The following is a 13,485-nucleotide window of genomic DNA, read 5'->3' on the forward strand; positions in this document are numbered from 1 at the left end:
CGGATGGTCCCGCAGCATTGCGCGCTGAGGAGGCGCCTGCCCTTTCATGTCAGACACACCCTCCCCCATTCCCTTTGGCAAACCGCAATTGGACGACGCCGCCTTCGAAGCGGTTCGCGCCATTCTGGACAGCGGGATGCTGGTTCATGGCACGGTTACCCCAGCCTTCGAGGAGGCCTTCGCGGCCCGTATCGGGGCGAAGGAGGCCGTCGCGGTGTCCAGTTGCACCGCCGGTCTGCACCTCACTCTCTTCGTCAAGGGGATCGGCCCCGGTGACCGCGTTGCCGTTCCGGCGATGACCCATGTCGCCACGGCCCATTCCGTCGAACTGGTCGGCGCGGAACCCGTCTTCATCGACGTCGATCCGGAAACCGGCAACATGGACCCGTCCGCGCTGGAGGCCGTCGACGGTCCCCTGGCGGCGATCATGCCCGTCCATTATTTGGGCCTGCCCTGCGACATGGACAGGATACGCGCGGTGGCCGACGCGAAGGGGGCCTTCATTCTGGAAGACTGCGCCCTGGCCGTCGACGCGACCTGGGACGGTCGAAAGGCCGGGACATTGGGATTAGCCGGCAGCTTTTCCTTCTATCCGGTCAAGCACATGACCTCCATCGAGGGCGGCATGGTCACCACCAATGACAGCGATCTGGCGACACAGCTCCGCAAGCGACGCGCCTTCGGGTACAATCGCGCGCTGGGCGAGCGCACCCGGCCCGGCATATACGACGTCGATGCACTGGGCCTGAACTACCGGATGAGTGAGGTCGAGGCGGCCGTCGGGCTGACGCAGGTCGACCGGATGGATGCCTTCCAGGACGCGCGCAGCGCCAATGATGCGGCGCTGCGGGCAATCCTGATGCAAATCGACGGTCTGACGATTTTCCCGGACCGGCACGGCCCAGCCGTATCGTCCCATTATTGCCTGAATGCCGTGCTGCCCCGTGACGGGTCGGTCTCTCGCGATGCGGTGGTCGACGGGCTCAACGCACGCGGAATCGGATCTTCCGTGCACTATCCGGGTCCCGTTCCGCTGTTTACCTATTATTCAGAGAAATACGGCTATAAGACCGGTGACTTCCCGGTGGCCGAATGGCTGGCGGCGCAGACGATATCCCTGCCCGTCGGGCCGCATCTCGGTCCGGGCGATGCCGAAAAACTAGGCAACGCCTTTCGGGAAGCGTATATGGATGGTTCCAAGTGACCGAAAGACAGAATGTCGTACGGTCCTGCGGACCCAGGAAGTTGCGGCAAAACCAGAAGGAGGCCCCGCGATGAGTCACATCCCTTTTGAAAGTCTGTCCGGACATCTGTCCGACCAGCGCATCCTGCTGGTCGGGGGCGCCGGTTTTATCGGCCATAACCTCGCACTCGATCTCGCCAAGCTGGGCGCGACTGTCGGCATCTGCGACAATCTGATGGTCAACAGCCTGATCGAGAACTGCTACGAGCCGGGCCGCGCCCAGGTTCAGCGCACGGCCTATCAGAATTTCCTGTTGGACCGTTTCCTCCTGCTGCGGCAGCACGGCGTCGAGCTGATGAACAGCGACGCGCGGCTGCTCGCCGATCTGGGTCGGGTCTTCGAGAAGTTCCAGCCAACCAAGGTCGTCCACATGGCGGCAATTGCCAGTGCCGTCGATGCCAAGGCCGAACCCGGCCTGTGTTTCGATCTGCAGCTGATCACCCTGCGCAACGTGCTGGAACTGGCACGACCGAAGGCGAAGGAAATCAACCAGGTCATGTTCATGTCCTCGTCGACCGTCTACGGCGATTTCGAGGGCGACAGCGTGGATGAAACGACCTTCCCGCGCCCGGAAGGAATCTATGCCAATGCCAAGTTCATGGGCGAACGCCTGGTCCGGACCTATCGTACGCAATACGGCCTGGGCACGACCGTCATCCGTCCATCCGCCCTGTATGGCGAACGCTGCATTTCCCGCCGGGTCAGCCAGGTCTTCATCGAGAATGCCCTGACGGGCAAGCCGCTGCTGCTGGAAGGTGGCGGCGACGGCAAGCTGGATTTCACCTATATCAAGGATCTGACCCAGGGCATGGTTCGGGCGCTCGCCCTGCACAAGGGTCATGATGACAGTTCGACTTTCAATCTCACCTTCGGCAACGCGCGAACCATCGCCGACCTGGCGGCTGTCGTGAAATCGGTCGTGCCGGAAGCCATTCTGGAGGAGCGGCCGCGCGCGAAGGACAAGCCCATCCGCGGTACCCTGTCGATCGAACGCGCCCGCGAGAAGCTGGGCTTCGAGCCGGAATGGACGCTGGAAAGCGGCTTCAAACAGTACTGCGAATGGTATGCGGACCAATGGCGTCGCGCCCAGCAGCAAACGGAAGCAAACTGACATGACCGCCACCGCTCGCGGACCGGCGGCCATGTTGCTGCTGGCCCGGCTCGACTCCCGGCGCCTGCCGGGCAAGGGCCTGATGGATCTGGGTGGCCGCCCTGTACTGGGGCGGGCAATTGATCGCCTGCGCCGCTGCGGCCATGTCAGCGACATGATCCTGGCGACAACGGACCGGCCGGTTGACGACCCGCTGGAAGATTTTGCGCGTGCCGAAGGGATCGGATGTTATCGCGGCGATGCCCTGGATGTCGCGAAACGCTGCCGCGACGCGTGCGATGAAAACGGGCTCGACTGGTTTCTGCGGATCTGCGGCGACAGCCCGTTCGCCGACCCGGCGGTCGTGGACCGGGTCGCCGCGGCCTATCTGGACGCGGATGTGGATATCGCGACCAATGTCTTTCCGCGATCCTTTCCGATCGGCGCCAGTGCGGAGGCGGTGTCCAAGACGGCGATCCAGCGCATTCTGGATGCCACGGACGATCTTGCCTATCGCGAACATGTCACCCTGTATGCGTACGAACATACGGACGCGTTCCGCATCACCAGCGTGCTGCCCGACGATCCGGGCTACGAAAAGCTGTCGATCGCGGTCGATACAGAGGAAGATCTGAAACGCGCGCGGAAGCTGATCGCCAATCTTCGCGATCCGATCACCGCCAGTCTGGACGAAATTCTGGCCGGGCTGCCCGCAATCGCCTAATCGGGCGGTGTCCAGTGCCAGGTGACGGCCCTGGACATCTCTTCAAACCCCATCGACCGATAAAGGCGCAGGGAAGCGGTGTTCGCCGCCTGAGTACCGACACGGATTGTCCGATATCGGCCGGCACCGTAGGCAAGTGCCGCGTGCACGAGCAAGCGGCCCATGCCCTTTCCCTGATATTGCGGCGCGACCGCGATCAGATCGATGATCAGATCATCGTCGCGTGCCAGAAGGGCGTTGAAGCCCGACACAGTCCCATCCTCCGCCACGGTCACCAGGGTCGCTGCGGCGCGACCTTCCAGATCGTTACGTGCCCAGACGCCCTTGAAAGCATGCGCCTTTTCATCGGGAATCGCGGGGTCTGTATGCCAGCGGTCACTGCGGAACGCGGCACGCGCGATAGCCTCGACCGCATCGCCGTCCTGCCGCTGCCCCAATCGGCAACCGTTTGGAAGCGCCATTGTCCCGACCGGCAACGTCGCCACAAGCGTCACAAGGGTTTCGACCGCCCGAAATCCGGCGCCTGCAAGGGGCTGTTCCGAACCGCCTTCCCCGCGATGGAAGATGAGGCCGACCCCGTCCGCCCTTGCCGCGACCACGGCGTCAGCCGCCTGCCGCGGGTCCTCCAGATACCAGACGGGGCGCCCCAGCATCTCGCTGTCAAAGGGGCGCAGGCTGCAGCCTTCGGGTATCACGCCCCTGTCTCCGCGGTCAGGAACCCGCGCAATGTGTACTTTCCGCTGGGCTCGACCAATCGTTCGACACGCTCTAGCCGGAATCCGGCCCGGCGCGCCAAGAGGGCATAGGATACTGCTGAAAACGCGCAATAGTGCTCGATGAAGAACTCTTCGCGGTCCGGGCCTTCCGCCGCAAGAGCGGCCTCGCCGTCCGGCAGTTCCACATAGACCGCGCCCCCCGGTGCCAGCACGGACTTCGTACGGGCCAGCATCGCAACCGGGTCCGGGACATGTTCCAGAACCTTGTTGAAGGTCACCAGATCGAAATGGCGATCCAGACTGTCCGTCATGAAATCGGCGACCAGCCCCTCCACGCCCGCCTTCTCCTCCGCATGCCTGGCGGAGCGCGGGTCCGGATCAAGGGCGGTAGCCCGCCAACCTGTGGCACGCATGGCCGCGGGAAAGACGGCAAGCCCCGATCCAACATCCAGCAAGGTTGCGCCGGAATCATGGCCAAGAGCGCGCCAGCCGGCGTTGACATAGGCGACACGCCCCCGGTTGTCGGAAGCGCCTTCCGGGAGTGACATGATCTTGTCGAAGACCCTGGCCATCCGACCGCCGCCGTAGGTCCTGTCCCAGTAATCGCCGCCATACAGCCCCCCCAGGTCCATGCCGTGACGGTTTACGACATGCCCGGTGGATGGGCTGAGATAGAGATCGCGACGATAGGGGTCGAAGCCGAAATCCGTCTCCCCCTCCGGTCTGGCGGCGTAGGACTTCACCAGGGTCCAGTCGCGGGCCCCTGTCACCGGACAATGAATGTCTGGCTCCCGCCCCGCGCCGCCGGTCATCACAAGGTCGCTGTGTATTCGGCGAACTGTCGAACGCAGCGTTCTTTCAGAACCGCCGGCATGAATGAGTAATGGCGCCCGATATACAATTGCGGCTGGCTGATGAATTGCCCGTAGGAAGCCATCATCTCCAGACCGCGATTGGAAATCTCGATGCAGATTTCCGTATTGGCCTTGCGCAGCTGGTACAGTTCCATGCCCCGGGTCAGGGGGATCGGCATCTTCATGACCACCCCGCCACGATCAAGCTTCGGGCTGACCTTGTGCAGGGTGGTGACAAGCCCCCGGAAATCCCGGTGATAGACGCACCATAGATGCGTATCGAGGCCACGATAGTGTTCCGGATCGGCGCCATGCAGATTGACGAAACGGTCCGGTGTCAGATCGATGATATGCTGTTCCAGCCTTCCGGTGCCAAAGACCAGATGCACGTCGCAGCCCGCATCGCGCATCGCGGCCTCCGCCTCCGGCCCGTTCAGGTCGGAAAAGGTCTGTACATCCGCGACATCGGCGAGACACTTCCCCTTGCCGCCGAACCACTGGTCCACCTCGTATGCGTCCCGCTGGTCTTCGAATGCATGCCTGGTTTCGAAGGTCGCGCTGATGCTGCGCTTCTCCTCGAAGACCCGCGTGATCGTCCATTTTTCGGCTAGGGCCTGCACAAACCGCGTGTGATGCGGGGTGTCGGTCGTCAATATCCCGACCCGCAGGCTTTTTGGCTCCATCATCTCGAACTCAGACCCGTCTCCAAACGGTTCAATTCCAGCGCCATTCCGGAATCAGGAATCCCGGAATCCGCCACACAGTCCCGTCCCATTGCCAGACGTCCGAATTCCGGAACCGTTCCGCCACCTCCCAGAACCAGCTTTCGGGCTGATCCTGAAACGCACAGAACGCGGCAATATCGTCTTTGGGGATCTCCATCCCCTTGCTTGCGATTTCGGCTATCGCCTCATCCCGCGTTATCATGCCGTAACGGATCTGAACCGACAGCGTGTCGAACGCACGCGTAAAGCCGAATTTGTACCATTTCAAGAAATGATGCAATGAAATGAAATTGCAATCGATGTCAGCAAAGTCCCATGTGCCCGTTTTCAAGTCCTGTTTACCATATTCGAACCCATGTTTCTGGGCGATATCGGTGTTTTTAAAACTATTCCATTTAAAGAAAGCCCCCAGAAAGACAGACCGGATTTCGAAATCCGGGTCCATTGGAACCCGATAGGCCAGCAAGTTCTCCGGCGTCAGTCCTTCCCGGCCGACCCAGTGATCGGCATCCGTTGATTCAAGGCATCCATGCCGCGACAGCCAGTCGGCGTCCAGGCGGTCCGACAGGCGTTCCAATTCGCTTCCGCCATATTCGAGCTGCGGGTTTTCCCCCCATAATATCAAGGGGATGCGCAGTTGAATGCCCAGTCGGATCGGAATTGCGAACAGCGCCATATGCATCGGCAGTCCGGTCGTCCCGCGCTCCTCGTAGGCCGCCTTCATGAAGCGGCGTTCGACGTCCGGATCGATGGTGTAGTCGATGTGATCGACGGCAAGGTTCCGGATCATGGCATCGAGATTACGCTGGCCGATGGCCGTCCGTGCCGGGGTGCGCCAGGTTACGGCCAGCACACTGAGGCCGGCCTCCTTCGCCTTGATGATCTGGTACCAGCTATCCTTGCCACCGGAAACGGGCACAATGCAGTCATAGGAGGTCGACCGCTGCTTCGTTTCCGCAACAAGCTTTTCGAAAGCGGCCGCCCTGGCAGACCAGTCGATGCGCTCCTCCTTGTCGCGATGTCCGTGGCACGCCGTGCAGACACCGTTCTCGTCCAGGCGGATGCCCGGCCGTGTGTCGGGAAGGATACATTGGGTGCAATAACGCATGGTCGCCTATTCCGTCCATGCCTCGTGCCGGTCCAGGAAGATCCTGGCAGCCAGCAGCGAGAACAGGAACTTGCTGTCACTGTTTCGCTCGATCTCCGACGACAGCAGAGCGTCGAACCGGTCGCGTTTCACGATGTCGAAGAATGAACCGTCCTGCATCAGCCGATCACGGATGGCCGGATCGGTAAAGTCGACGAAGGACGTGACCGGTGCATTGATTCCCTGCTTTCTGGGATTGTCGAGGATGACATCGGGAACGATCCCCTTCCCTGCCTGCCGCAGAAGATATTTGGGCAGATTGTTCTGGATCAGATGCCGGCTGGGAATCCGGAACAGGGTCTCCACCAGATCCCGGTCCAGATAGGGCGCACGATTTTCGACCGACCACCGCATCGCAGCCAGATCATCGTCATGCAGCATGACCGGCACGGTTTCCCGCACCAGTTCGTTCAGCATCCGGTTCCGCATCTGCGCCGGACAGAAGTCGATTTCCGCATGCGGTTCGTCAAACGGCTCCGTAAGGAAGCCGGCAAACCCACCCGCCCCCAGGAAGATGTGATCGCGCGCGCCCGGCCGGTCGATGAACGCCCTGGGGTCCTGCAGATGCGGATTGCGGACGAACTGGCCATAGGTCTCGCGCCAGCCCACCACCAATTGGTCGAAGTCAGGCTCGTCCTGCATTTCGGCAAGCCAGAACAGATAATGATCGTAGTAGCCGCTGAAGACCTCGTCCGCACCGGTTCCGCCAAGGGCCAGCTTGAACCCATCTTCGTGGATCGCTTCGCTGACCAGGTAGTGCAGGTAATAGGAAATGGTCAGCGGCGGACCGTCGAAATAGCCGATCATGTCGTCCAGGCGATCCAGGAATCCTTCCCTGGGTATCCGAATCTGCCGGTTTCTGACATCGAGAGCCTTCAGCGCTTCCGCGATCATCGCCGATTCATCATACCGCCAGTCATCCTCGATGATCGAAAAGCAGGTGATATCGGCGCCCATGCGATGATGGGCCAGCCCCGCGACGACGTTGGAATCGATACCCCCGGACAGCCGCACCGCGACCGGAACGTCCGCACGCATGGTTCGGGACACCGCCTGCTGCAGGGCATCGTTCACAGATTCCTGCGCCGCCGCGGCGTCCATCTTCTCCGGGGCATAGGCCAGTGACCAGTAGCGAACGAGGGTCGGCAGCTTTCCCGGGTCCAGCACCATTGCATGGGCGGCGGGCAGTTCCCGGATATCCCGATAGAACGTCCGACCGTCACGGCGTAGGCCCTTGTATCCGTTCACAAGATAGCGGCGCAGCTGGTGTCGATCGATGTCCGGACGGGCCCCTGCCAGCGCGGCCAGCGTCTTGACTTCCGATGCGAACACAAATCCGTCTGCACCGCGATCCCAAAGATAGAGCGGCTTTTCCCCGAACCGGTCCCGCGCCAGGGTCACACGCCCGGTTTGCGCGTCATGAATGGCGAAAGCGAACATGCCGACGAGCCGATCAAGTGCCTCGACGCCCCAGGCCCGCCAGGCTTCGAGCAGGACCTCGGTATCACCGGTGGTGACGAACCGGTGCCCCAGCCCCTCCAGCTCCCGCCGCAATTCGAGGTAATTGTAGATTTCGCCATTGTAGATCAGGGTCAGGCCGTCCTTGCGAAACGGCTGATCCGAGCGGGCATCGAGATCGATGATCGAGAGTCGGCTGTGAAACAGTTCCAGAATCCGGCCATCGGAACGGTCAGACCAGAAATAACCCGTACCGTCCGGCCCGCGCCGCTGCATCCGGTTCAGCACGACCCGGCGCCGATCGATCGACAAGGGCGAAGCTGCCAGGCGCCCGGCAATCCCGCACATCGCCGACTACTCCTCTACGGCGTCGCGCTGCAGCACAAATCCCTGCTGAACCGGCTTCAGGAGCTTGCGCCCGACCACGGCGGAAATGCAGCGCGACGGAAATTCGGTCGCCGGCCGGGTGAACACAAGATCGGCACGCGACAGGACGTGTCCGGCCGGCAAATCCCGGGCCACGGTCAATCCCTTGCGAATGGCAGGACCGGTTCCATCTTCGCAGGCCTGCGGGACCTTTTCACCGCTGCCGCGCGATTGAGCGATCTTGGGAAGGATGTTCACGAGATACGCGAGGTCATCCGGGTCACAGGACAATTCATGGTCCCGGAAATCCCGCCCCTGCTTCTGATCGGTGAAATGCACTTCCACCACTTTCGCACCCAGCGCGACCGCCGCAATGGGTGCCTCCGGACCGATCACATGATTGGAATATCCAACCGTGATCGGGTCCAGTTCCGCGGCGAGGGTCGGGATCGCCGTCAGATTGGCCTGGTCCAGTGGCGTGGGGTAGGCCGAAACACAATGCAGCACGGCAAGACGCTCCACCACAGCTTGGCCCATTTCCTCCCGCGCCCAAGCGACCGCACGCCGAACCTCCGCCAAATCGGCGGTGCCGGTGGACACGATGACAGGCTTCCCGGACGCACTGGCGGCCCGGATCACCGGTTCGAAATCGATATCGCCGCTGGCAATCTTGATCGCGGCACAATGTTCGGCCAGGAAGGGAACCCAGTCCTCGCTGATCGCGGAGGAGCAAAAGGCAATGCCCTGTGCCTCCGCCTTTGCTTTCAAGGTCAGGTGCGCGGCCTCATCCAGCCCGAAACGGGCCACCCGTGCACGCCGTTCGGCGTCATTTGCTGCGATAAAGCGCTCTGGTGTGTAGCTTTGAAACTTGACCGCATCTGCCCCGGCGCGCGCAGCTAAACCGAGCAATTCCAGCGCCTTATCCAGGCTACCCTCATGGTTCACACCAACTTCGGCGATCAGCGCCGGGCGCTGCGACAGGTCGACACCGAAAAGTTCCATTGCCTGATGGCCTCTCCTCATGCGGAAAGCGACTGCTCCGCCTTGACCTGCTCTGTTTCCTCCATCAGCAAGTCAATGACGCTGAGGAGAATGGCCTCCATGTCCTTCAGGAAACATCTGAGTTCGGACAGGAACAACTGGTAGACGCGCGGCGCGTCCGTGTCCGCGACCCGTCGGTGCATCCGAAAATAGACATTGTAGAGGGTCATTACTGTGCCGAAATTGTTCTGCCATACGACGGCGTCAATTGGGTCGAACTCCGCCTCCGTTGGCGGCTGGAACAGCTTCCAGAGCCTGTCATAGGCCTTGAAGACATCCGGTGTTTCGTCCTCTGCCAGACGGTCAATCACGACATGGGCGTCCTCGTACCAGGCGATCGTCTTTTCGCGAAGTTCCCGATAACGGGCAAGGTCGATACATTCGCCCTGGGCGTAGTGCTCAACCTCCCTGAAAACGAGATCGATAGCGTTCGCCCGATCCTTGGGGCTGGCAGCCGACTTCGCCTTTGCCGGCAGTTTCGGCACGGTAAATGGAATGTCCACACCGTCCGAGCAATTGTAGACAGTATACCCGGCATAGGCCCGCGCCAGCTTCTGCATGAACAGCCGGCTCAGCAGGAACCCGTCATTGGTCATGACCGTTCCCCCGAGATTACCCTCGGTCGTGAACGGCATGATCGTGGATTCCTTGGTGCCCTGGAACGAGAACATAAACTCCTCGTCCGTATAGTAGGCCGACGCCTTTGAATGGTGATAGTCGGGGATGCGGGTCCCGAGATCGACGCCGAACAGATAGACCTCCTTGAAAGCCATACCGAGGGCAAATCGCAGCCCCCCGTTCGAGACGGTGGGTACGGCGAGGAAAACCGGATGCCCGTCCAGCTCAAAGAAGCGGGTTGAGCAGACCGTATCGCGATGGAAGAAGATTACCCTGTCGAACACGGCCGCAGTCCGGGGATTGACCGTGGCGGCCGCAACCAGGGTGATTCCGGAAAGATCGTGCTGCGACGCCACCTTCTCCAGAATATCGGCCTGACCGAAGGTGTTTTCCACCTCGACATGAAAGTCGGGCCGAATGCCCTGCGACAGGAGTACCTTCAGCCCCGATCCGCAGGATATGATAACGGCACGATCCTTGTATTCCCGGATCGTATCGATCGCCATGTCGACGGACGGCCCCGCCGCGACCACGAAGGCGGGACAGGTCTTTTCACGGCGCGGACGGCTGCGCCAGACGGCATGTTCGCGTGCCAGGAAATTCCGGCTCGCGTTCATGATCATGATGTTCTCGTCTTCGAAGAAGCCGCGGTTGGAACCGATATAGGAAATCTGGTCCGACAGGCCGCGATGAATCTCGCGCACCAGATGGGACCGGTAATGCGTGTAGATCAGCGTTCCATCCAGCGTCCCGCCATTGTCCGACCTGAGCGCATCCGTCAGTTCCGATGATGCCGAAGCGGGGTTGTCGTCGAAGATCATGAAAACCCGGCCGTTGCGTTTCTCGACGATGTCGATCCACTCGTGCCAGGGGTTCAGATGCAGCGAGTGCCACATGAACTCGATGAACTGTTCAACGACGATCAGGGACTGGGCGTCGTGATCGCGCAGCAGCCGGCCGATATGGTCGCCAATCCCGACCCCGAGCGACACGGCGAACCCGGTTACCCCGCGCTGCTTCCCGCCGGGCATCCTTTCGATTCCATTCGCCTTCGCCAGTTGGGTCAGCCGGCGGATCGCAACCTTGGTCATGATCTGCGGCGGGTCGCTGTCAGGGATCGGCCAGCCGACGTCGATACGATACGGCTCCTTAAGATACCCCTCGTATTGTTCGTCCACGAACTTGCCGACGCCCTTCTCGTAGAACAGCGTGTGCCCGATATCGAGGTTCATGTCTCCGTCATCGGTCTGAACAACCTTGGAAACCGGTTCTTCCAACGCCTGTAGCCGGTCCGCAATGTCGGGCACATGGCGGCGGATCGCCTCGATATTGCGGTTGTATAGCGCCGCCGCCTTCGGGTCGGATTTCAAATTCAGCGTAATCATGCTGCCTCCTTGGCCGCCGCGAGCAACCGGTCGAACAGAGCGGTGAAGGCGCGCCCACGGGCAATACGGGCATCCAGCGATCCCGCATCGGTCACGGCCTTTCGAACCTGCTGACGGGCGGCGCGCAATGCCGGCACATCTTGAGAAAGTTCCGCCAGGCGGTCTGCCAGCGCCGCATCATCCTTCGGCAGCCAGTCGGAAAGTCCCAGGCAGTAGAGTAGGCTCGCGACGGCGGCATTCTGTGGCCGCGCCGGCATCCGCGACAGAACCGGAATGCCGAACCGAAGCGCCGTCAGCGCGCTTTCCATCGACGGCACGGGATTCACGTCTAGGAACAGGTCGGATTCGGCCAACAGACCCTCAATCGGATGGTCTCGGGATACCCGCCTGACGGTATCAAGGCTCAGTCCCGCCTCTGTGAATCGCTTGCTGAGGATCTCCGTGGCCAAGCTGTCGCTCGGATCGTCACCGCGAATGGTCAGGGTTCCGCTCATCCCCTTGCGGACGGCCTCTGCCACGCTGTTCAGAAAACCGGAAGACAGACGTCCCGCATCCGCATCGATCAGCACACGCATGGTCGGCGGTGCGGCGGCCGCATCCGCCATTTCCTCGGGCTCGACATAGAGGGGCCATGTCGACAACCCTTTGTCCAAAATGATGCCGCCTGCCATGTCGGGCGAAAATCCGGGTGCAAACGGGTCCCCCAGGGCAAGGACACCATGCTCCGCCCCCGGCACCGCCCCGGGCTCGCCAAACAGGCATAGAACAACCGGGGCCGGCATGCGCGCCGTCACCCCGGGACGGCCCGACCAGTCGTAGCCGTCAAGGTCCAGGAGAACCTGGATTTCATCATTCTGAATGATCGTCGCAACGGTCTCGTCATCGACACGGGAAATATCGCGCCATCGCTGGGCGCTGCGTCGCAGGCGCCTGGAGACCGCGTCCTCGATTTCGGAATTGGAGTAGTAGTGCAGATCCGCGGCGCGCCCCAGGCTCTCATCGATGGTCGACAACAGGGCAGCCCTTTCGGAACCGGACTTCAACGACCCGGAAAGAATTCCGACGCGGAAACGGGCATTCTCCGATTCACGGACATGCACTTCTACCCCGACAGGCTGCACATTCGCCAAGGCGTTCCAGGCATCGGACAACTGCCGCGACAATTCCTGGGGCGTGTTTTCATCCCAGCGCACCAGGGCCGGCAGTCCCTGTGCAATCGCACAGTCCGGTCCCGCCAGGGTCAGCGCTTCGTTGACCGTTTCCCATGCTTCCGATACCAGCCCCATTTCCAGACGACACCGCGCCAACGTCCACAGTGCCCAGGGATCGTCCGCTTTCAGAGAGGCATAGGCTTCCGCTGCACGCAGGCTGTTGCCCGGGCGGCTGCGCAGCCGATTGACGTCCACAAGCCCCTTCCAGGCTTCGACATTCGTCCTGTCGAGATCGACGGCATCTATGAAATCCTGAGCCGCCCGTTCATAGGCACCGTCCTGGATCAGGAGATATCCGTTCTCGACGATCGGGTTCTCGGTCGCGATGACCATTGCCGCGCCGAACCCGATCAGCCAGCGTGGAACCAACCTGTATTCCGGATAGGCCGGTTTCAACGCTGTCGAAAGTTTGGCGAAATAAACACCTTCCGTTCTTTGTCCGACGAGGCTGAGTAGTGCCGCCAGAACCTCGGCATGTTCGAATGCCTGGGGCGATTCGTCATGGGCGGCCTGCAAAAGTCGTATCGCCGGAACGACACGGCCGAGCCGGCAGATGCAGAGCGCCAGGAGATGGCGGACAAGCGGCGTTTCGCCCTGCTCGTTCTTCAACCGCTCCACGGCCTCCAGGGCCTGTTCCGTGTTGTGTTCCTCAAGACACCGCAAACAGTCCACGACCGCGGGGTTTCCCCCCATCATGAACCCTGAAGGAATGTCGAAGCTAAGGTCGAATGTACTTCCGCCGTCGGACATGCCGTTCTTTCGCTCCCGTGCCCGTCACTCGTACGGATTTGCTGGACGGCGACAATGCCTTGATTCGGATTGTGCCTTCGTTCTCAACGATCGGTATCGTCGATTTTTCGCCCGGTCCACGCAAGGGGGATATCGGATATGACCTGGAAGGAACCGC

The 13,485-nt window shown here is 61.4% G+C and carries 11 protein-coding genes; 3 read left to right on the forward strand and 8 right to left on the reverse strand.

The window, feature by feature from the left end; translation table 11 throughout:
- Positions 1–46: 46 nt before the first annotated feature.
- The 3 genes from R8L07_20855 (at position 47) to R8L07_20865 (ending at position 3,057) form a co-directional block, all read left to right on the forward strand.
- The gene (locus tag R8L07_20855) at positions 47–1,204 is read left to right on the forward strand and encodes a DegT/DnrJ/EryC1/StrS family aminotransferase (protein MDW3207993.1); all 1,158 of its coding nucleotides are present in this window, start codon (positions 47–49) and stop codon (positions 1,202–1,204) included.
- 70 nt (positions 1,205–1,274) lie between these two features.
- Positions 1,275–2,354, forward strand: coding sequence for an NAD(P)-dependent oxidoreductase (locus tag R8L07_20860; GenBank protein MDW3207994.1), 1,080 nt, complete (start codon positions 1,275–1,277; stop codon positions 2,352–2,354).
- Between the two features lies 1 nt (position 2,355).
- Positions 2,356–3,057: an NTP transferase domain-containing protein gene (locus R8L07_20865; protein ID MDW3207995.1), complete on the forward strand. Its 702-nt coding sequence runs from the start codon at positions 2,356–2,358 to the stop codon at positions 3,055–3,057.
- Here the strand turns inward: R8L07_20865 and R8L07_20870 are convergent.
- The 8 genes from R8L07_20870 to R8L07_20905 are packed head-to-tail and all read right to left on the reverse strand — an operon-like array spanning position 3,054 to position 13,328.
- Positions 3,054–3,752, reverse strand: a complete 699-nt coding sequence (locus R8L07_20870; protein ID MDW3207996.1) for a GNAT family N-acetyltransferase — start codon at positions 3,750–3,752, stop codon at positions 3,054–3,056. The genes R8L07_20865 and R8L07_20870 overlap by 4 nt on opposite strands.
- Positions 3,749–4,585: a class I SAM-dependent methyltransferase gene (locus R8L07_20875; protein ID MDW3207997.1), complete on the reverse strand. Its 837-nt coding sequence runs from the start codon at positions 4,583–4,585 to the stop codon at positions 3,749–3,751. The genes R8L07_20870 and R8L07_20875 overlap by 4 nt, the downstream gene beginning before the upstream one ends.
- Entirely contained in the window at positions 4,585–5,313 is a 729-nt protein-coding gene (locus R8L07_20880) for a hypothetical protein (GenBank protein ID MDW3207998.1), read from the reverse strand. The genes R8L07_20875 and R8L07_20880 overlap by 1 nt, the downstream gene beginning before the upstream one ends.
- 28 nt (positions 5,314–5,341) lie before the next feature.
- On the reverse strand, positions 5,342–6,460 hold the full coding sequence (locus R8L07_20885) for an N-acetyl sugar amidotransferase (protein ID MDW3207999.1): 1,119 nt from the start codon (positions 6,458–6,460) through the stop codon (positions 5,342–5,344).
- A gap of 6 nt (positions 6,461–6,466) precedes the next feature.
- Positions 6,467–8,305 (reverse strand): asparagine synthase (glutamine-hydrolyzing), encoded by a 1,839-nt coding sequence (gene asnB / locus R8L07_20890; protein MDW3208000.1) that lies wholly within the window; start codon positions 8,303–8,305, stop codon positions 6,467–6,469.
- 6 nt (positions 8,306–8,311) lie between these two features.
- Entirely contained in the window at positions 8,312–9,325 is a 1,014-nt protein-coding gene (locus tag R8L07_20895) for an N-acetylneuraminate synthase family protein (protein ID MDW3208001.1), read from the reverse strand.
- Between the two features lie 17 nt (positions 9,326–9,342).
- Entirely contained in the window at positions 9,343–11,367 is a 2,025-nt protein-coding gene (locus R8L07_20900; protein MDW3208002.1) for a 6-hydroxymethylpterin diphosphokinase MptE-like protein, read from the reverse strand.
- Positions 11,364–13,328: a hypothetical protein gene (locus R8L07_20905; protein ID MDW3208003.1), complete on the reverse strand. Its 1,965-nt coding sequence runs from the start codon at positions 13,326–13,328 to the stop codon at positions 11,364–11,366. Before R8L07_20905 ends, R8L07_20900 begins: the two co-directional genes overlap by 4 nt.
- Positions 13,329–13,485: the final 157 nt, after the last annotated feature.

The organism is Alphaproteobacteria bacterium (assembly GCA_033344895.1).
In the GTDB taxonomy this organism is placed as follows: Bacteria; Pseudomonadota; Alphaproteobacteria; order UBA8366; family Aestuariispiraceae; genus Pacificispira.